The organism is Amycolatopsis sp., assembly GCF_025464955.1.
Taxonomy (GTDB): Bacteria; Actinomycetota; Actinomycetes; order Mycobacteriales; family Pseudonocardiaceae; genus Amycolatopsis.
On the sequence record NZ_JAODNM010000041.1, the window covers coordinates 25570 to 44081 of the forward strand.

Sequence of the window (18512 nt, forward strand, 5' to 3'; positions counted from 1 at the left end):
TCCGGGTGGACCGCGGTGGGTGCGGTGCTCGGCGCGGGACTGCGGTACGAGGGCTTCGCAACGTGCGGTTTCAATCGGGCACCGAACTTCCGGCCGCGGACTGGTGCGCAGGTACGAACGCGGCGACGAGCCGCCCAGAGATGGGGCGTGCCGGAGAAGGTCGCTCTGGCCGCACCGGATCCTTGAAGAAATGCTGGTACCGCTGGCCAAACCGGATCCCGCCGACGCCGACGGACAGCCGGACTCGCGCACCACCGAGCAACGCCAGGGCGACGCGATCGCCGACACATCATCCTATGGTCCGACGACGGACTCACGGATATGAACAAACTGGTTCTCTTATGCACCAGGCATCACAACGAAATTCACCATACACAGTGGACAGTACGAATACGGCTCGGCTTCGCCGAGTTCATCCCACCGAAGTGGCTGGACCCCGAACAGAAACCGATCCGGAACACTGCCCACCACCAAGACCTCCACACACCAGCAGCCTGGCCATGCCGGCGTAGTCCGCTTGATGGCAGACGCATCACATCACGAACGTGTCCGCTTCGGCCCCAACGCGGCCGCGAGCTCCGCCCGGCCGGAGATGTCGAGCTTTCGGTATGCGCTGGTCAGATGCGTTTCCACGGTGCGGACGGTGACGAACAGCTGCTCCGCGATCGCGCGGTTGGTGGCGCCGTCGGCGGCCATGACGGCGACCCGGCGTTCGCTGCCGGTAAGCATGTCGGTGGCGGAGGAGACGCCGGTGCGCAGTCGGCCACCGGCCTTGACCAGGGCGGCCGTGGCCGGCGCCAGCTGCAGTCGGTCCCCGGCGAGCACGCTCTGATCGATCGACCGCCGAAGACGGTCCCGTGCGCCCTTTCGATCGTCCCGCTCGAGCAAACGAGTCCCGAGCAGGTACTCCGCCTTCGCATACTCAAGTGGCGCGACGGAACGGGACAACACGTCAGCTGCCTCCGAGAGGAGGTCTATCCCGACGTCGCCTTCGATCACCGCGCCCCGCGCGAGCAGGCCCATGCCGCGGGCACTGGGAGTGCCCCAGCGTTCGGCCTGTTCCGCGCCTCGCTCGGCAAGATCCCTGGCCTCGGTCCGCCGGCCCAGCGTCGCCAGCGCATGCGCGCCGTCGAGCCACCACGGCGCCAGCACCGGGTTGCCGATGTGCGCTTCGAGGAGGCTGTCGCCGCAGGCGAGGAGATACGACAAGGCGCCTTCGAGGTCGCCGAGGGCTTCACGCGCCCTGGCCCTCGCCATCAGGAACCAGTGGTACTCCAGGCTGAACTGGTCGAACCGCGGCCGGGTTATCCCCTCCAGCAGCTCCTCCGCGCGCACGGGATCCCTCTGCTGCACCAGGACATGGGCCAGGACGATCTGCGGGGTCACCATGCCGGCGCCCCAAAGTTCTTCGCGGACGACGTCGTAGGAGACCTGCGCGTCGGCAGCCGCGTCGGCCAGGTTTCCGTTTTGGAGCCGGTACAGCGCCCGGGTGGTCAGCCCGAGGCAGTACGTCCACAGCTCCCCGCGGGACTGCGAATGGTCGACCAGCAGCGAAAGCGCATTCTGCGCCGGCTCCACGTCGTCGGCCAACTGGAGAGCGAGGCTCGCCCCGAGCACCGCCCAGCCGCCGAGCGACACGTCGTCGGTCCGCAACGCCCGTCGCCCGTACTCCATCGCCGTGGCCGCGGAGTCGCCCGCCAGCGCGACAGCCGCGGCATGCATCGCGAGCAACTGCCGCTCCCCCGGCCCATTGCCTTCGGGAGCAGGTCGCTCGGCGACCCAGGCCATCGTCCGACCCACTGTGGCCTTCTCGTCGAGGCCGGTGATCACCAGCATCGACTCGACGAGGGTGAGGAGGGCCGCATCAGCGGCACTCGGCTGAGCACCGAGCTCGGCTTCGAGCGCGTCGAAGACCTCCCGCAGCACACCACTGGCCTCGGGGGACGCTTGCACAGCGAGTGAGGCCATTCCCAGCGCGACGGCGATCGGCGCGCGCGCCCGTGGATCGTCGACGAGATCGAGAGCACGTTCCAGCAGCCTGACCGTCACGAGCGGTTCGACCTGTCCGAGCGCACTGGCCAGGCGCACCAGTACGCCGGCGTCTTTGGTGTCGTAGATCAGCGCCCGCTGGAGATACCGTGCGGCCACACCGGGCGATCCGCGGTTCTCGGCGCTTTTCGCCGCTTCGCACAGCGTCGTCACCATCCACGAGTCGGTTACTCGCGGCAGCATGACCAGTTGCCCGGCGACGTCCTCGACCGACCGGCCGGCGTCGTTCAGCAGCACCGCGGCCCGCGCGCGCAGCTCGACCAGCTCAGTGGCCGACGTCCCGACCAGCATCTCGGTGCGGTTCAGGTCGTGGGTGAATTCGAGGCCACGCGGCAGCAGGACATCGTTGGCACGCAATGTTTCCACAGCAGTGGACGCCTCGGGTTCGGATAGCCTGGACAGGGCCGCCACTACGGAGAGGTCCTCGCCGCCGAGCACGGCGACGGCGACCGCCACCGCTCGAGCCTCGGACGGGAGACGATCCAGCGCCGAACCCACCACGTCGGCCGGCGCCGCCGGCCGACCATCCACGCCACCACGACGAAGTTCGCCCAGCCGCCGGACCAGCAGCAACGGGTTCCCGCCGGTCTCCTCCGCGCATCCGCGAACGAAAGCCTCGTCCGACCTCCCGGGCAACCGTGCGGCGATCAGCTCGCCGACCGCGTCGACGGACAGCCTGCCGACCGGCAGGACGGCGCTGGTCCGCATCGCCGCGACCTCGCCGAGGACTCCGTCCGCCGGCCCCGGGACGTCGCCGCGCCGAGCGAGGACGACCAGCACCGGAAGGTTCTCGGCGCGTCGCAGCAGGAAGGACAGCCAGCGCAGGGAACTCTCGTCGCAAAGGTCGGCATCGTCCACGGCGAGGACGAGCGGGCCGTCGGCGGTCAGCGTCACGGCGAGCCAGTACAACCCGTGCAGCACAGCGTAAGCACCGGTCGCCGACTGCTCCACGACTTCGGAGGTCCAGTCGCTGGGCAGCAAGGCCGGCAGCGCGAGCCTGGCGCTTCCGGCGAGCAGCGGGGAATCCACGTCCGCGGTGAACCCGAACGGTTCGAACAGCCCGCGGACGGCGCTGAACGCCGCGTGGGTGGTCTTCAGGAGGCCTGAAGTCTTGAGGACGGTGACATCGGGATCGACCTTCTGAGCCAGCGCGGCGGCCAGCAGGCTGGTCTTGCCGATCCCGGCCGGCCCGGTGACGACGAGCGCGTGCCCGAACCCGTCCCTGGCCAGCCGCAGGTGCTCGGCGAAGGCGGCCAACTCCTTGCCTCTTCCGACCAGCGCGGACGCTCGCTCCGTCTCCTTCAGCCCCGCCACCTGTGCCCCCTTCCGTTACGACCAGCCGGTGGACCTGACCATCCGTGAGCTGACGCTCGCGGGCAGAGACCACGATCGTGTCAGAAGTCTTGGCCAGAAGGGTATTTTCCGACCGGGACATACGCAATCCGACGCGGCATTTAACCTACCCGTCATCGTTGTACCCGGTACGGAACCTGGTGTCCTTCAACGGAAGGGATGAACGGGCAGCAGATTTGCCCGAAATTCAACCGGCGCTTGCCGACAATTGACTCAGGGGACCTTTCGCAATTGTACGGAGGGTCCCCCAAGCCTCAGCGAACCTGCGGTGGCGGGCCGACGTAGCGCGCGGCGGGCCGGATCATCTTCGAGTCGGCCGCCTGTTCCAGGATGTTGGCGCTCCAGCCGATCACCCGGCTCACGGCGAACGTCGGGGTGAACATCGAGCGGGGAAGGCCGCACAGTTCCATCACCACCCCGGCGTAGAACTCGACGTTGGCGTAGAGCTCGCGGCCGGGTTTGAGCTCGGCCAGCAGGTCGACGACGCGGCGCTCGACGGTCGTGGCGAACTCGCCCAGCTCGCCGCCCAGCCCGACCGCGATGTCCCTGAGCAGCACCGAACGCGGGTCTTCGGTGCGATACACCGCGTGTCCGAAGCCCATGATCCGGTCACCCGAGGTGATCTTCGCGCGGACCCAGTCGTCGATCCGGTCGGGACTGCCGATCTCGTCCAGCGCGGCCAGCGCCCGGTCCGGCGCACCGCCGTGCAGCGGACCGGAGAACGCACCGATCGCGGCGGAGATCGCGGACACCACGTCGGCGCCGGTGGAAGCGACCACCCGGGCGGTGAACGTCGAGGCGTTGAACCCGTGGTCGATCGTCGCGATCAGATAGGGCTCGAGCGCGGCGACGGTGGCGGACGTCGGCTTCTCCCCGGTGACCAGATACAACCAGTTGGCCGCGGCGGAGAGGTCCTCGCGCGGTTCGAGCACCGCATCACCCGCACGGAGCCGGTACAGCGCGGCCAGGATCGTCGGCGTCACGGCGCACACCAGCATCGCGTCGGCCTTGCGACGCGCGGGATCGGCGTCCCACAGCGGCGGCAGTCCGCGGACCGCCGCGATCAGCGACAGCGCTGTGCGCAGCCCGGGCAGCGGGGCGAACCGGGCGCCGGCCCGCGCGATCGCAGGCAGCACGTCCCGCAGTTCGTCCGGCATGACCCGCAGCGGAGCCAGCTCGGCGGCGAACCGCGTGCGCTCGGCCTCGTCGGGCAGCCGGCCTTCGAGGAAGAGGAACCAGACGTCTTCCAGCGTCTTCGTCCGGGCCAGCTCGATCGCCGGGTACTGCCGGTAGTGATAGAAGCCCTCGCGGCCGCGCACGTCCCCGAGCTCGGTCGTGGTCACCACGACGTTGCGCAGACCTGGGGGTACCTCGACGGGCCCATCAACGGTGATCGGCATGACTTCCTCCTTCGTCCCGGTTCACTGTTGATCCGGCAATCAAGTATTGTCAATGTTGACGGGATCAATATGCGCACCGAAAGACCAGGTCATGACCGAACCGAGTGACCCGCGTTACCTGACCACGGCCGAGGTGGCCCGCCGTCTCGACGTCAAGCCGGAGACCGTCTACGCCTACGTCAGCCGCGGCATGCTGACGAGTGTCCGGGCCCAGGGACGGAGAGGGAGCCTGTTCGCGCAGGACGACGTCGACCGCCTCGTCGAGCGCGCCCACGCCGACCATCGACCGTCCGGTGCCGTCGAACGGATCCGGACGGAACTGACGCTGCTGGAGAACGACGAGCTCTACTACCGCGGACGTCGGGTGGTCGACCTCGCCGCCACGCACTCGGTCGAGTCGGTCGCCCACCTGCTGTGGACCGGCGAACTGTCGGACCGGCCGGCGTTTGCCGCATCGGACGAGCGGGTCGCCCTCGTCCGCGCTTCGCTCGCGGCCCTGCCCCCGACCGCTCGGCTCACCGATCGGATCCGGGTCGCCGTCGCGGTACTGGGCGCCGCGGATCCACTGCGTGCGGACCTCAGCCCGGCCTCGATCATCCGAGCCGCCGAAGCCATGCTCGCCACCCTTGCCGAGGCGCTTTCGTCCACAGTGGATCCAGGAACGACGTTGGCCGAACGACTCTGGCCCGGATTGTCCACCGCACCAAGGCAAGCAGAGCTGCTCAACACCGTGCTCGTCCTACTCGCCGACCACGGGCTCGCAGTGTCCACTGTGGCCGCACGGGTCGCGGCGAGCGCGCGTGCCCACGTCTACGCCGTGGTGTCCGCCGGGCTCGGCGCTGCGGACGGCCATTACCACGGCACCGCGAGCACCCTGGCGTACCGATTCCTCGCCGAAGCCCGACAAGACCCCCTCGGAGCCTTGTCCGAGCGACTGCGCGCCGGCAATCCGATACCTGGCTACGGCCACACCGTTTACCAGGACGCGGACCCCCGAGCCCAGCTGCTGCTGAGCCTCCTGAAGGGCACCGACGTGATGGCCACAGTGGACCTCGTATCCGCGGAACTGGCCGGCCGATCGGGACTCTTCCCGAATGTCGACCTGGCCCTGGCCGCCTTGATGCACGCCTACGACATGCGCCCCGACGCCGGCGAAGCCATCTTCGAATTCGCCCGCACGATCGGCTGGATCGCCCACGCGCTCGAGGAATACACCGAACCCAGCCTGCGCTTCCGCCCACTCGGCGTCTACACCGGCACGGCTCCGTTCACCGTGGGATGAGCTTGCCGTCGACTTTCTTACGAGCAACGCCCTCAACGTCGACGCACAGACCGAAGACTCGCTCCTGGCTGGTCCAGCCGTTGATCCGACCTCGGTTGTTGCCGATCATTGTCGCGCCGACACGCGGCAACTCCTTTTCAGCCACGCGCCTGAGCCCGCCACCGTCTGCGGTCAGAGGCCCAGGACGGTGACCTGTACGGAGACGACGGCGCCGAGCTCGACTGCCTCGGCTCGCCGGACGGCATCCTTGACGGGCAGCATGTACCCGCCGTCCTTGGGGAACAGCGACGTCTTCCAGTTGGTATCGCCGAGCCTCACCCGCACAGGGACCATGCCCCAGCCGTAGGTGATGCTCGCGGCCACCGCGTGGATCTCCGCGGATCTTTCGTCGGGGACCGTGAGGAAGTGGTAGGGCGACGGACCGCGCCAGTGCCAGATCTCGCCGGTGAACTCGAACTCCATACGGCCTCCTGGGGGTGGTCGCGGGGCACGACCTGCACAAAAGCATGCCAGGCGGGGCCTGATCGGACCTTCGGGAGTCGCCACGACCAACCGGCTGAAAAAACTTCTGGGTGACATGTCGAAAACGCGTGCCGCCGTTCGACGCGGTGGTGAAGGCTGGCCCTGGAGTCCGAATCAGACCGGACCCCAGCCTGAGACACCAAGGAGTCACCATGCGGTTTCTGATGATGCACCGGCTGGACGAGAGCGCCCCGGAGGCATGGAACCCCAGCCAGGAGTTCATGGCGAAGATGGGCGCGTTCATCCAGGACTCGGCGGAGCAGGGTTACCTGATCACGGCCGAGGGCGTCCACCCGTCGGAGAAGGGCGCGCTGGTCCGTAAAACCCGGGGCGTCGCGGCCCCCACCGCGACAGACGGTCCGTTCACCGAGGCCAAGGAGGTCATCGGCGGTTTCGCGTTGATCAACGCGAAGGACCGGGCCGACGCCGTCACGTTCGCCCAGCGGTACGCGGAACTGTTCGACGAGGTCGAGGTCGAGGTGCGCCAAGTCGTCGAGTTCGACGAACTGCCGCCGCAGGCCTGACCTGGCCCTGGCCGGCTGAGGGCTGGTCCGCCCGCCATGGCGGGCGGACCAGCCCACGACCGCCGCGGTTCAAGCGTCGGGCTTCCAGACGTACGGCGTCGTGGTGGTGACCGCCACGAAACCCAAGCGCTCCAGGATCGGCCGGCTGTCGTCGGACGCGTCGACCTGGAGGTAGCGGACACCGCGTTCGACGGCCAGCCTGGCACGCCGTGAAACGAGTGCCCGGTAGATCCCGCGACCGCGCCAGGCGGCCAGCGTCGAGCCGCCCCACATCCCGGCGAACTCGGTGTCCGGCAGGAATACCACCCAAGCCGCGGACACGATCCGGCCGTCGGCCTCGGCGACGAACACCACCGCGTTGCCGCCGCCGACCAGCGCGATCAGGTCCGCACCGAGGCCGCTCAGGTCCTGTCCCCAGATCTCCGACTCCAGGTCGGCGATCCGGCGCAGGTCGGCGTCCTCGACCACCGGCCGGATGACGATGTCGCCGGACAGGTCGGGTTCAAGTTCGGCGGCCATGTCCGCGGCCGAGCCGATGAGCACGGTCTCGCGTTCCTCCGGGACAAATCCTGCCGCGATCAGCCGCTCCGGAAGACCGGCAGGCAGATCGTGCCCGCGTGTCTTCCACTCGACGCTTTCGCCCCTGGCCCGGAAAAAGTCCCGCTGGCGGACGATCAGCGCGTCCAGTTCGTCCCCGTCGAGCGCGAGATCGACGGCGGCACTGACAAAACCCTGATCGCGGCCGACGATTCGGACGATCGGCCCGTCGGGTTCCGCGGACGTCCCCGGCGATCGGCTCAGCGCCTCCGCCGCGCGCACCTGGTTGTCGTAAGCAGACAGAAGGGAGGCGAGCTGCCCCTGGTCAGCGTCATGCACCGGCCGAGTCTGGCACAACGCGACGGCGATCACCGCCGAATTTCCGCGGCGTGCTGGTCACACGACGCCCAGGGTCTCGAGCTTGGCGCGCAGCTTCTCCGCGGCCGGCTGCCCGAACTCGTCGTAGATCGTGAGCGCGGCTCCCCACGCGGCGCGAGCCTGGTCGAAGTCGCCAGTGGCCTCGAAAGTGTCACCCAGGTGCGTCAAGGTGTCGGCTTCGTTGTACCGGTCGCCCAACTCGCGGAAGGTGTCGATGGCCTGCCGGTAACAGCGGACGGCGCGGTCGTGGTCGCCGAGGTGGTGATGGATGTAGCCGAGGCTGTCCCAGTTGTTCGCGCGGCCGTCGTGGTGTCCGAGGTCTTCGAACAGCGCGCCGGCTTGCTCGCAGTACCGGAGCGCCTCCCGGTAGTGCCCGAGCATGGCGTGGCACCAGCCCGCGTCGTTGAACGCGATGGCCTCCCCCACCCGGTGACCCGCCTGCCCGTAGAGGTCGAGGGCGAGCTCGCACAGCTCCAGCGCGTGCTCGAAGTCGCTCTGCTGACCGTCGACGAACGCGATCCCGCGGCAAGAGCGGGCTTCCGCGGCGGCGTCGCCGAGACCGGCGAACAGCTCGCGCGACTGTTCCAGATGCGACACGGCCAGTGCGAACTGGCCCAACCTGCCGTAGGCGTTGCCCAGCCCGCGATGGGAGTGGGCCTGGCCGTTCGGGTCGTCCAGCTCGCGAGCCGCGGCCAACGCCGTCAGCTGGGTGGTGACCTGCTCGTTCCATTGTCCTTGCCGCTGGAGGAAATCGCAGACGGCCCAAGCGAGTTTCCAGGTGTGGACGGGGAATCCGGCGGTGAAGGCTTGCGTGATCAACGTGTTCAGCACGGGGCATTCGCGGCCGAGCCAAGCCAACGCCGCTTCGCCGTCGAGGAACCGGCCGGGCAGCACACCGGCGACGACCGGCTCCAGCTCGATCCGGTCCTCCCGCGGATACAACAGGGCCGTCGCGGTGTACGCGGTGTGCAGGTAGTGGTCGACCAGCCGGTGCAGAGCCTCGTTCTGCACTACCGGCGGGTCGGTCTCCCGGGCCAGTTCGGTGGCATAGAAGCGAAGCAGTTCGTGGCAGGAAAAGCGGCCCGGACTTCGCTCGGTGACGAGATGCGCGCGAGCCAGTTCGGCAAGTGCGCGTTGGACCTGCCGCAGGGGCATCGCGGCGAGGCTGGCCGCCGCGGCGGTGACCAGATCCGGCCCCGGATGCAGGGACAGCAGCCGGAACAACCGTGCCGCGTCCTCGCCGAGCGCACGGTACGACCAGGAGAAGACCGTCCGCGTGTCGATCGCCGTGTCGTCTCCGGCGAAGGCGTCGAGACTGCCCCGGCTGTCGTTCAATTCGGTGGCGAACGCGGCGAGCGGCACCTCCGGGCGGCCCGCGGCCCGCGCCGAGACGATCGCGAGGGCAAGCGGCAGTCCCGCGCAGTGGCCGACGATCTCGCGAGCGACGCGCGGCTCGGCGGCGAGCCGGCCCGCCCCGAGTCGTCGGCCGAGGAAGTCGTGCGCCTCGTCGGTGGACAGCAGGTCCAGCGACAGTGGCCTGGCGCCCTCACGCGCCACCAGGCTGGGCAGGCGGTTCCGGCTGGTGATGATCACCAAGCAGCCCGGTGTACCCGGCAGCAGCGGCCGAACCTGGTCGGCGTTGCGGACGTTGTCCAGCAGGATCAGCACCCGGCGGTGGGCAAGCAGGCTGCGGTAGTAGGCGGCCGACGCGTCGAGGCCGGGCGGGATCGCCGAGCTCGGGACGTCGAGCGCGGCCAGGACCGTGCGGATCGCCTCCGCCGGTTCCATCGCCGAACCCGCCCGGTCGAACCCCCGCAGGTCGACGTACACCTGCCCGCCGGGGAACCGGCCGGCCACCCGATGGGCCCAGTGCACGGCCAAGGTGGTCTTGCCGATCCCGGCCATGCCGGCGATCGTGGCGATGAGCACGGTTTCCGGCCCCTCGGCGCCGGGTGGCAGGAACGCCGCGGCGCGGGCCAGTTCGCCGCCGCGGCCGACGAACGTCGGCAAGTCCGCCGGCAACCGCGCCGGGACGTCGGAAACCGCCGAATCCCCGGGGTCGGCAGGCACCGGGGACTGGTCGGTCTTACTCAGCGCGACATCGTTGACATGTTGTGCTTCGACGGCGGCCAAGCGCAGCTCACCGAGCGCGGCTCGCCGGGTCTCCGCGGCGAGACCGGGCACCCCGGCCAGTGCGGTACCCCGCCACAACGCCAAGCCTTCGCCCAGATGCGCGGCTTCGGCCACCAAGTCGCCGGCCGCGCGAGCGGTTTCAGCACGTTCGAGCGCGATCTGGAACGCCGCGAGGTCGAACTGGTCCGCGGGCAGCCGCAGCGAATAGCCGTCGCCCGGCGTCGAAATCGCGAAAAACCCGCTCAACCGGACGAAGTAGGTCTCAAGCTGCTCGGCCGCGGATACCGGCGGGGCGTCGTCCCACGCCGCACAGACCAGCTCGTCGAGTGATACCGGGGTTCCGCCGGCCAGGAGCACCGTGACCAGAGCGGCACGCAGCCGCGGCGGCCCGAGGTCGAGCTCGACCTGCCCGCGCCACGCCCGGAGCGGCCCCAGGACGCAGACCCAGAACCGGTCACCCACCTGCTCGTCTCCTCGCCGCGCCCCTTCCATCTGGGTCCGACCATACCGTCAGGGATCAGCTGTGCGCGGTCGTCGGCAGCTCGAACCTGCCGAACACCCAAGAGCCCGGGGCCTGCGGATTGTCGCCAGCCCAGAACTCCGTCCACAGCTCGCTGAACTCTTCGCGGGAGAGGTGTCTGTCGCCATTGACGTCGAGCAGTCCGAAGACCTCGTCGGTCTCGGTGTCACGGCCGGTCCAGGCCTCGACGAGCTGGCGGTACTCGGCCGAGGAGATCTTGCCGTCGGCATCTTCGTCGACGGCTTCGAACATCGCTTCGGCGGTGCCGACCACCGACTCGGTCATCGCACCCAGCCGGTCCACCACCAGCAGGACCTCGTCGAGGTACCCGTTGTCGTCGGCGTCCATGGGGGTGAAGATCCCGGCGATCTTACGTCTTGGGAATTCGCTGGCCATCGGTTCGTCCCTTCGTCCGAGGAGGACCAAGACTGACCGACCCGGGTGGCACCGACAATTGGCCACCCGGGTCAACGGACGCCCCGACCAGGTGAAGAAATCGACTACCTGCCGTGGCGCTGAGCGCTCAGCGGGGCTGCAGCTCCGCCATAGCTCCCCAGCCTTCGCCGTCGGCCTGGACGTTGACGATCTTGGGGATGGCCGAGATCGCCACCGGCATCGACTCCATCGCGGCCTTGAAGTGGTCCGAGTTGACGTGTGCCACGCCCGCGTCCTGGTCCTTGAACGCTTCGAGCAGGACGTACTCGTGGGGGTCCTCCACGCTCCGCGACCACTCGAAGAAGATGTTGCCCGGCTCCGCCCTGGTGGCCGTGGTGAAGTCCGCGACGAGGGACAGCCATTCGTCGCTCCGGTCCGGCAGCACGGGGAACTTGACGGCGATAAAGATCATGGAGCGTTCCTTTCAGTGGGCACAGGCTTCAGTGGGCACAGGTGGCCGGACCAGTTTGCCCTCGCCCACCGCGGTCGGCTGTCTCAATTCCAGCCAGTTCGCGCACAGCAACTAGGGTCGGATCATGGCTGACACGGTCCGGATCGAGCGGGATGACATGTCGCTCGAGGTCACGCTCCCGCGCAAGGTCCGCCGCGTGGTCTCGCTCGTGCCGTCGATCACCGAGGCGGTGGCCGCGACGGCGCCGGACCTGCTCATCGGCGCCACCACCTGGTGCACCCATCCCCCGGACCTCGACGTCGAACGTGTCCGGGGCACGAAGAACCCTGACGTCCGGCGCATCGTCGAGCTGGCCCCGGACGTGGTGCTACTGAACAAGGAAGAGAACCGGGAGCTCGACCACCAGCGGCTCCGCAAAGCCGGGATCGCGGTCTGGGTCACCGTGATCGAAGACGTCGACAGCGCGTTGCGGTCGCTGGCCAGGCTGTTCACCGCCGCGCTGGACCTGCCGGTACCGCCGTGGCTGACCACGGCCACCGAACGGCTCGGCGGCGGAGTACCCGAGCCGGTCGCGCGCGCCGTCGTCTGCGTGTGGCGGGATCCGTGGATGGTTGTCGGCAGCAACAACTTCGCGACGGACCTGCTGCGGCGGATCGGCGTCGAGAACGTCTACGCAAACCACGACGGGCGTTATCCCCAGATGCCGCTGGAGGACATCAAAACCTCCGGCGCCGACCTCGTCGTGTTGCCTGACGAGCCGTACGAGTTCACCACCGAGGACGGCCCGGAGGAGTTCCCCGGCAGGGCAAGACTGGTCAGCGGACGCAGCCTGACCTGGTACGGCCCCTCGCTGGTGGACGCCAGGGACACGCTGAGCCGTCAGCTCGGGCTGGTCCCGGAAGCGTGAAAGACTCCCGGTCATGCGGAGGATTTTCGTCATCGGGATCGGCGCGGGCAACCCCGAACAGGTAACCGTGCAAGCCGTCAACCGGCTCAACGAGGTCGACGTGTTCTTCCTGCTGGACAAGGGCGAAGCGAAGGACGAACTCGTCCGCCTGCGACGCGACATCCTCGACCGCTACCTCACCGCGCCGACTTACCGCGTCGCCGTGGCCGAGGACCCGCCGCGAGACCGGACGGCTGCCGACTACCTCGGCGCGGTCGCGACCTGGCACCAGCGCCGCGCCGACGTCTACGAGGCCCTCATCCGTGACGAGGTCGCCGACGGCGAGTGCGGCGCCGTCCTGGCCTGGGGCGACCCGACGCTCTACGACAACACCATCGGCGTGCTGAACACCGTGCTGGAGCGGCGTTCGGTGGAGTTCGAGCTGAGCGTGATCCCCGGGGTGAGCAGCGTGTCGACGCTGACGGCAGGTCACCGGATCGGGCTCAACCAGGTCGGCAAGCCCGTGCAGATCACCACGGGAAGGCAGCTGGCACAAGGGTTCCCGGCCGGCGTCGACGACGTTGTCGTGATGCTCGACGCGCACTGCACGTTCACCGGACTCGACGACGATGACCTCGACATCTACTGGGGCGCCTATCTCGGCACCCCCGACGAAATCCTCATCTCCGGCCGTGTCCGCGACGTCGCCGAGCAGATCACGGCCGCGCGGGCGGAAGCCCGAGCCCGGAAAGGCTGGATCATGGACACCTACCTGCTTCGGAGGACGAGGTCATGAGAAAAGTCATCCTGTCGATTTCGATCTCCCTCGACGGCTACATCGAGGGGCCGGAACGTCAGATTGACTGGCACTTCGTCGACGAAGAGCTGCACCGGTACTTCAACGACAAGCTCCGGGACATGGGCGCGTTCCTCGAGGGGCGGGTCACCTACGAACTCATGGCCGAGTACTGGCCGACCGACGAGGCCGTCAACTCCGCAGACCCCGTTGTGGCCGACTTTTCCCGTATCTGGCGGGAAATGCCCAAGTTCCTGTACTCCACGACGGTAGAGCGGGCCGACTGGAACACCACCATCAAACGGGCTGTCGTCGTCGAGGAGGTCGAGGCGCTCAAGGCCGAGCCCGGCGGCGATCTCGTCGTCGGCGGTGCCGACCTCGCCGCGGAGTTCCGGCGTCTGGACCTGATCGACGAATACCACATCTACGTCCACCCAATCCTCATCGGCCGGGGCAAGCCCCTGTTCGAGGAGACGGATTTCCTGACCAAGCTCAAGCTCGTCGAGACCCGGGCCTTCGGCAACGGAGTCGTTCTCCTCCGCTACGAACGCCCCGCCAGCTAGGGAGTTTGAGCCGGTTTGCCGAGCATCGTGCAGACCACGGCGGCATTGAGCGCTTTGCCGGCCGCGACGAGCTTCGGGTCGGCGCCGAACTCGGTGAAGAGTTCCGTCGGGACGAGGACCGACGCGGTGCGCGTGCCAGTGCGTTCGGTGAGGTTGCCGCTGAGGTAACCGGGCATCCCACCGTCGTGGGCCCAGATGGTGCCGCAGGGCGTCGCGTCCGTCATGATGCCCAGCCCGGAGGCGGGCCCGTCCGCCGGGTTCTCCTGGTTCTCCGGGACGGTGGTGAGCATCTGGTCCAGCTGCGCGGCGGGCAGCAGCCCGCCGGACATCAGCGCGGCGTAGAAGCGCGACCAGTCCCGCGCGGTGGACACCACAGCTCCGGCTGCCCCACCCCAGCTCGGGTCGTTTCCGGAGACGTCCACATGACCGTCGCGGCGCGGCCCGGCAATGTCGGTGAACTCCGCGGGCACTTCCGGTGGCATGTGGGCGGCATCCAGTTCGTAACCATGGGCATACCGGCCACGCCAACTGGAATCCGTCGCGAAGTAGGTGTGCTTCAGGTTCAGCGGCCGGGTAATCCGCTCGCGGATGAGGTCGGCGAGACTCGCGCCGGTGACCCGCTCCAGCACGGCACCGATCGCGACGTAGTCGGTGTTGCTGTAGGACCAGTTCGTGCCCGGCGCGAACAGGGGCGGGTTCTTCACTCCGACGGCGAGCAGTTCCACGGAGGTCCAGTGCCGCTGGTCCTTGCCGACGATCGACTTCACCAGGGCGGGATCTCCGGTGTAGTCGTACAAACCGCTGGTGTGGTTCAGCAGCATCCGCAGCGTGATCGCGCCGCCGTTCGGAACCTGACCCGGCAACCATTTCTCCACCGGGTCGGTCAAGGCCAGCTTGCCTTCGCCGACCAGCTGCAGCACGAGCGTGGCCATCATGGTCTTGGTGTTGGACCCCACCCTGAACTCGTCCCCCGCCTCGAGCGGGTGGTCCCGCTCGGCCCAGCGAGCCTGCTCGACGATCTCGACGGAGTGGCCGCGACCGTCGTCCACCCGGACGATCACGCCCGGAGCCCCGGCGTCCACCAGATTCCGGGCCAACTGCGTCAGCTGTGCCGTGGCCCCGCTCTGGGCCGCGGCGGAAGCCGGGACCGACGCCGACCCGAGAGCCAGCACCGGCGCCATCGCCACAGCGGATGCCACCCGCAGAGTCTTCTTCAGGAGTTGGGGCCGCTTGGTCAGGGGTCGCTTGGTCACGGGCACTGTCCGGTTCCTCCGAGTGGTAGCGGGTTGGCCGAGCTCAGCCTCCAACCTGCCAGCGACGACCGCCCCAAGTGCTACCAGCGACAGAGAACGCCCACACGACGGCCCTTTCGGACGGTGGCACTGTCCGAAAGGGCCGTCGAGTCAGTCGAGCTACTGGTTGCGTGAGGCCAGACCGCCGGGCGCCGCGGCGAGCGCGGTCTGGATCGCGTCGACGAGCGCGCGAGCGTCCTCTTCGGTCAGCTCGACCGCGACCCGCGCGGACGGGCCGATCTCCGGGTTGATGAAGTCGATGTTCACCGTATGGGCGAAGCGGGCGTGGACCGGGTGGTCGACGTACACGGTCGCATGGCTGAGGCCGAACCAGCCCTGCGCGCCCTTGCCGCTGCCTTCGATAGCGATCTTCTCGGTCAGGTAGGTGCACATTTCGCGGGGTCCTTTCCTAGCGTCGTGGGCGAACTGCTCGTGAGCGGCGCGGCCGGTTAGAAGCAGCCGGTTAGAACCGGCCGCAACGCTCACGAGACCTGGTCAGGCGGCCAGGTGGCGGCTGTAGAAGTTCATGATGTGGCCCCAGGCGTCGACGGCCGCCTCCGGCCGGTAGCTCGGCCGGTCGACCGCGAAGAACGCGTGCCCGGCGCCCTCGTAGGTGTGGAACTCGTGGGTCTTGCCGAGGCTGTCCAGTTCGGCGGCCAGTTTCGCCGTCTCCTCCGGGCCGGGGTACTGGTCGTCGGCACCGAACAGGCCGAGCAGCGGGCACGACAGGTCCTTGGCCAGCCCGAGGATCGGCTTCATCGACGCCGGCATCCCGGGCGGCGGGTCGTTCACCACGAACGCGCCGTAGCAGTCGACAGCGGCGTCGATCTGCAGCGAGCACGCCGACAGGAACGTCTGGCGGCCACCGGAGCAGTACCCGATCACGCCAACCTTGCCGTTCGCGCCGTCGAGCCCCTTGAGGTACTCCGCCGCTCCGGAAACGTCACCGACGAGCCGGTCGTCCGGGACACCGCCGGACGCGCGGACCGCGGCCGCGGCATCGTCCGGAGCGGCCCCGGGTGCCTCCCGCGAGTACAGGTTCGGGCACACCGCGGCGTAGCCGTTCGCGGCGAACTTGCGCACGATTTCCTTCGTCGCGGCGTCGTAGCCGGGCATGTGGTGGATGACGACCACGCTGCCACGCGGCGAGGGGTCCGTCGGCCGGGCCAGGTAGGCCTCGATCTCGTCACCTCCGTGCCCGGTGATCGTGACGGTCCCCGCGCTGATCGCGTCGTTCATTCTTTCTCCGTTTCCTTTTCTTGCATGGGACCTGCAGCCTGCATGGGAACTGCGGCCTGGTGGACGTACCTGGCACCCCGCGACACCGAAGCGATCGCGGCGACCACCGCCATCAGCGCGGCGGCCGAGAACACGATCACCAGCCCGTGGTGGAACGGGCCGGAGATCAGCTGGGGGAAGAAATCCCGCCCGGTGAGGGTGGCCGCGTTGGTCGGCGAAAGCCCGGCCAACGCGCCGGACGGCCCGAGCAGGTGGGCGATCGGGTTGCTGCCGAGGAATGCCGCGAACAGCGTGCTGACCGGCGGCAGCTGGGCCACCCCGACGGCTACCGACGACGACACCCCGTGGCTCTGCAGGCCGCTCGACAACGTCGTCGGCAGCGAGCCGGCCAGTCCCGCGATCATCAGCGAGAAGAACACGCCGATCGACAGCGCCGTACCGGAGTTCTGGAACGTCGCGCGCATTCCCGAGGCGACGCCGCGCTGATGGTCGGGCACGCTGCTCATGATCGCCGACGTGTTGGGCGCCGAGAACATGCCCTGCCCGACTCCGCTGAGGACCAGCAGCGCGGCGAAGACCGGGTAGTCGAAGTCCACCGGCAGCGCCAGCAACCCCAGGAACGAAGCCGCGACGAGGACGAGTCCCCCGGTCGAGAACACCCGCGCGCCGAACCGGTCGGACAGGTACCCCGAGATCGGGCCCGCGATCAGGAAGCCGACGGTGAGCGGCAGCAGGTAGATGCCCGCCCACAACGGCGTGCGTTCGTACTCGTAACCGTGCAAGGGCAGCCAGATGCCCTGCAGCCAGATGATCAGCATGAACTGCAGCCCGCCACGTGCGATCGCGGTCAGCAGCGCGGCGAGGTTGCCCGCGGCGAACGCCCGGATACGGAACAGCCCGAGCTGGAACATCGGCGCGGCGACGCGGGACTCGATCACGCAGAACGCGATCAGCAGCAGCACGCCGACGCCGATCCCGCCGAGGACGACCGGGCTCGTCCAGCCGGTCGGATGGCCGCCGTAGGGCTGGATCCCGTAGGTGATCGCCGCCAGCAGCAACGCCGTCCCGACGGCGAAAGTCACGTTCCCGCCCCAGTCGATCCGCGCGCGGCGGGGCTTTCCGACCTCGCGCAGGCTCCGCATCGACCAGATGGTCCCGAACAGTCCGAACGGGACACTGATCCAGAACACCGCGCGCCAGTCGATTTCGGCCAGCAGCCCGCCGACGACCAGGCCGAGGAACTGGCCGGCCAGCGCGGTGATCTGGTTGATGCCGAGCGCCATTCCGCGTTGTTCGACGGGGAAGGCGTCGGTCAGGATGGCGGCGGAGTTCGCGGTGAGCATCGAGCCGCCGACGGCTTGGACGACCCGCCAGCCGATCAGCCACAGCGCGCCGTTCCCGCCGTGGAAGGGATCGAACGACAGCGCGACCGAGGCGACGCTGAAGATGACGAACCCGAGATTGTACATCTTGACGCGGCCGAACATGTCCCCGAGGCGGCCCAGCGTCACCACGAGCACCGCGGAAACCAGCAGATAGCCCAGGATCATCCAGAGCAGGTAACCGATGTTGCCGGCGGCCAGCGGGTCCAGGCCGATCCCGCGGAAGATGGCCGGCAGCGAGATGATCACGATCGACCCGTCGAGCGCGGACATCAGCACGCCGAGCGTGGTGTTCGACAGCGCGACCCATTTGTAGCGCCCGTCGTGGCGCGTCTCGGTGGCGGTCACAGCGCGTCGGCCAGTCGTTCGAGCAGCGGGATCGCCTCGACCAGCCGCGCGCGCTCGGCCGGGGCGAACCCGGCCAGCGCGGCGGCGACGCGCTGAGTGCTGTGGGACCGCCGGTCGACGAGCAGCTTGATCCCGGCCTCGGTGGCCGACATCAGCACCTTGCGACCGTCGGCTGCGTCCGGTGTCCGCTCGACCAGCTCGCGCTCGACGAGCCCGGCGAGCGTGGCCCCCATCGCCTGGGGGCGAACGCGTTCGAGTTCTGCGAGGGCCCCCGGCGTCGCCGGCCCTTCACGGTCCAAACGCGACAGGACCGAACTTTCGGTGAGGGTCAGCTCGCCCGAGACGTACCCCTGCCGGAGCCGCCGGACCACCCGCCCCAGCGCGACCCGCAGGTCGCAGCTCTCCTGCATGTACTGATCGTCCACAGGTAGTAAACCTAGACTGATAAACCTGTCTTTATC

General features: G+C 68.7%; 19 protein-coding genes. 6 read left to right on the forward strand and 13 right to left on the reverse strand.

Annotated elements, in window-relative coordinates; all coding sequences use genetic code 11:
- Nucleotides 1-190 precede the first annotated feature (190 nt).
- Entirely contained in the window at nt 191-325 is a 135-nt protein-coding gene (locus JWQ81_RS09105) for a hypothetical protein (RefSeq protein WP_297539562.1), read from the forward strand.
- 212 nt (nt 326-537) lie between these two features.
- On the opposite strand, the gene JWQ81_RS09110 is transcribed toward JWQ81_RS09105, so the two are convergent.
- Nucleotides 538-3363: an AAA family ATPase gene (locus tag JWQ81_RS09110; RefSeq protein ID WP_297539564.1), complete on the reverse strand. Its 2826-nt coding sequence runs from the start codon at nt 3361-3363 to the stop codon at nt 538-540.
- Nucleotides 3364-3656: 293 nt separating this feature from the next.
- Nucleotides 3657-4802, reverse strand: a complete 1146-nt coding sequence (locus tag JWQ81_RS09115) for a citrate/2-methylcitrate synthase (RefSeq protein WP_297539566.1) — start codon at nt 4800-4802, stop codon at nt 3657-3659.
- A gap of 91 nt (nt 4803-4893) precedes the next feature.
- Here JWQ81_RS09115 and JWQ81_RS09120 point away from each other — a divergent pair, with 91 nt between their 5' ends.
- On the forward strand, nt 4894-6084 hold the full coding sequence (locus JWQ81_RS09120; protein ID WP_297539568.1) for a citrate synthase: 1191 nt from the start codon (nt 4894-4896) through the stop codon (nt 6082-6084).
- Here the strand turns inward: JWQ81_RS09120 and JWQ81_RS09125 are convergent.
- Together JWQ81_RS09125 and JWQ81_RS09130 are read right to left on the reverse strand one after the other, a co-directional pair.
- On the reverse strand, nt 6071-6229 hold the full coding sequence (locus tag JWQ81_RS09125; protein WP_297539570.1) for a hypothetical protein: 159 nt from the start codon (nt 6227-6229) through the stop codon (nt 6071-6073). The two genes, JWQ81_RS09120 and JWQ81_RS09125, sit on opposite strands and share 14 nt — an antisense overlap.
- A 26-nt stretch (nt 6230-6255) precedes the next feature.
- Nucleotides 6256-6546, reverse strand: a complete 291-nt coding sequence (locus tag JWQ81_RS09130; protein ID WP_297539572.1) for a DUF1905 domain-containing protein — start codon at nt 6544-6546, stop codon at nt 6256-6258.
- A gap of 212 nt (nt 6547-6758) precedes the next feature.
- Between JWQ81_RS09130 and JWQ81_RS09135 the strand changes: the two genes are divergently transcribed.
- A complete protein-coding gene (locus tag JWQ81_RS09135; RefSeq protein WP_297539573.1) occupies nt 6759-7130 on the forward strand; it encodes a YciI family protein in 372 nt (123 codons plus the stop codon).
- 69 nt (nt 7131-7199) lie between these two features.
- Here JWQ81_RS09135 and JWQ81_RS09140 read toward each other — a convergent pair whose 3' ends face one another.
- The 4 genes from JWQ81_RS09140 to JWQ81_RS09155 form a co-directional block, all read right to left on the reverse strand.
- A complete protein-coding gene (locus JWQ81_RS09140) occupies nt 7200-8006 on the reverse strand; it encodes a GNAT family N-acetyltransferase (RefSeq protein ID WP_297539575.1) in 807 nt (268 codons plus the stop codon).
- Nucleotides 8007-8063: 57 nt separating this feature from the next.
- Nucleotides 8064-10640, reverse strand: coding sequence for a tetratricopeptide repeat protein (locus tag JWQ81_RS09145; protein WP_297539577.1), 2577 nt, complete (start codon nt 10638-10640; stop codon nt 8064-8066).
- A gap of 55 nt (nt 10641-10695) precedes the next feature.
- Nucleotides 10696-11094, reverse strand: coding sequence for an EF-hand domain-containing protein (locus tag JWQ81_RS09150; protein ID WP_297539580.1), 399 nt, complete (start codon nt 11092-11094; stop codon nt 10696-10698).
- Between the two features lie 127 nt (nt 11095-11221).
- On the reverse strand, nt 11222-11545 hold the full coding sequence (locus JWQ81_RS09155; protein WP_297539582.1) for a putative quinol monooxygenase: 324 nt from the start codon (nt 11543-11545) through the stop codon (nt 11222-11224).
- 157 nt (nt 11546-11702) lie between these two features.
- Between JWQ81_RS09155 and JWQ81_RS09160 the strand changes: the two genes are divergently transcribed.
- From JWQ81_RS09160 to JWQ81_RS09170, 3 genes are read left to right on the forward strand one after another with little or no spacing between them, the layout of a single operon-like run.
- Nucleotides 11703-12452 carry a helical backbone metal receptor gene (locus JWQ81_RS09160; RefSeq protein ID WP_297539657.1) on the forward strand — a complete coding sequence of 250 codons (750 nt, stop codon included), beginning with the start codon at nt 11703-11705 and terminating at the stop codon, nt 12450-12452.
- A 13-nt stretch (nt 12453-12465) separates the two neighbouring features.
- On the forward strand, nt 12466-13227 hold the full coding sequence (gene cobF, locus JWQ81_RS09165) for a precorrin-6A synthase (deacetylating) (RefSeq protein ID WP_297539584.1): 762 nt from the start codon (nt 12466-12468) through the stop codon (nt 13225-13227).
- Nucleotides 13224-13790 carry a dihydrofolate reductase family protein gene (locus JWQ81_RS09170; protein WP_297539587.1) on the forward strand — a complete coding sequence of 189 codons (567 nt, stop codon included), beginning with the start codon at nt 13224-13226 and terminating at the stop codon, nt 13788-13790. Before cobF ends, JWQ81_RS09170 begins: the two co-directional genes overlap by 4 nt.
- Here JWQ81_RS09170 and JWQ81_RS09175 read toward each other — a convergent pair.
- The 5 genes from JWQ81_RS09175 to JWQ81_RS09195 form a co-directional block, all read right to left on the reverse strand.
- A complete protein-coding gene (locus JWQ81_RS09175; RefSeq protein WP_297539589.1) occupies nt 13787-15043 on the reverse strand; it encodes a serine hydrolase in 1257 nt (418 codons plus the stop codon). The genes JWQ81_RS09170 and JWQ81_RS09175 overlap by 4 nt on opposite strands.
- Nucleotides 15044-15202: 159 nt before the next feature.
- Nucleotides 15203-15475, reverse strand: a complete 273-nt coding sequence (locus JWQ81_RS09180) for a DUF6295 family protein (protein WP_297539591.1) — start codon at nt 15473-15475, stop codon at nt 15203-15205.
- 102 nt (nt 15476-15577) lie between these two features.
- Nucleotides 15578-16321: a dienelactone hydrolase family protein gene (locus JWQ81_RS09185; protein ID WP_297539593.1), complete on the reverse strand. Its 744-nt coding sequence runs from the start codon at nt 16319-16321 to the stop codon at nt 15578-15580.
- Nucleotides 16318-18051, reverse strand: coding sequence for an MFS transporter (locus tag JWQ81_RS09190; RefSeq protein WP_297539595.1), 1734 nt, complete (start codon nt 18049-18051; stop codon nt 16318-16320). Before JWQ81_RS09190 ends, JWQ81_RS09185 begins: the two co-directional genes overlap by 4 nt.
- Nucleotides 18048-18461 (reverse strand): MarR family transcriptional regulator, encoded by a 414-nt coding sequence (locus JWQ81_RS09195; protein WP_297539597.1) that lies wholly within the window; start codon nt 18459-18461, stop codon nt 18048-18050. The genes JWQ81_RS09190 and JWQ81_RS09195 overlap by 4 nt, the downstream gene beginning before the upstream one ends.
- Nucleotides 18462-18512: the final 51 nt, after the last annotated feature.

What these genes read in the sequence shown, in the direction of transcription:
- JWQ81_RS09105 (WP_297539562.1), top strand. Translation starts at nt 191, where the DNA reads ATGCTGGTACCGCTGGCCAAACCGGATCCCGCCGACGCCGACGGACAG.
- JWQ81_RS09115 (WP_297539566.1), bottom strand. Translation starts at nt 4,802, where the DNA reads ATGCCGATCACCGTTGATGGGCCCGTCGAGGTACCCCCAGGTCTGCGC.
- JWQ81_RS09120 (WP_297539568.1), top strand. Translation starts at nt 4,894, where the DNA reads ATGACCGAACCGAGTGACCCGCGTTACCTGACCACGGCCGAGGTGGCC.
- JWQ81_RS09130 (WP_297539572.1), bottom strand. Translation starts at nt 6,546, where the DNA reads ATGGAGTTCGAGTTCACCGGCGAGATCTGGCACTGGCGCGGTCCGTCG.
- JWQ81_RS09135 (WP_297539573.1), top strand. Translation starts at nt 6,759, where the DNA reads ATGCGGTTTCTGATGATGCACCGGCTGGACGAGAGCGCCCCGGAGGCA.
- JWQ81_RS09150 (WP_297539580.1), bottom strand. Translation starts at nt 11,094, where the DNA reads ATGGCCAGCGAATTCCCAAGACGTAAGATCGCCGGGATCTTCACCCCC.
- JWQ81_RS09155 (WP_297539582.1), bottom strand. Translation starts at nt 11,545, where the DNA reads ATGATCTTTATCGCCGTCAAGTTCCCCGTGCTGCCGGACCGGAGCGAC.
- JWQ81_RS09160 (WP_297539657.1), top strand. Translation starts at nt 11,703, where the DNA reads ATGTCGCTCGAGGTCACGCTCCCGCGCAAGGTCCGCCGCGTGGTCTCG.
- cobF (WP_297539584.1), top strand. Translation starts at nt 12,466, where the DNA reads ATGCGGAGGATTTTCGTCATCGGGATCGGCGCGGGCAACCCCGAACAG.
- JWQ81_RS09170 (WP_297539587.1), top strand. Translation starts at nt 13,224, where the DNA reads ATGAGAAAAGTCATCCTGTCGATTTCGATCTCCCTCGACGGCTACATC.
- JWQ81_RS09180 (WP_297539591.1), bottom strand. Translation starts at nt 15,475, where the DNA reads ATGTGCACCTACCTGACCGAGAAGATCGCTATCGAAGGCAGCGGCAAG.
- JWQ81_RS09185 (WP_297539593.1), bottom strand. Translation starts at nt 16,321, where the DNA reads ATGAACGACGCGATCAGCGCGGGGACCGTCACGATCACCGGGCACGGA.
- JWQ81_RS09195 (WP_297539597.1), bottom strand. Translation starts at nt 18,461, where the DNA reads ATGCAGGAGAGCTGCGACCTGCGGGTCGCGCTGGGGCGGGTGGTCCGG.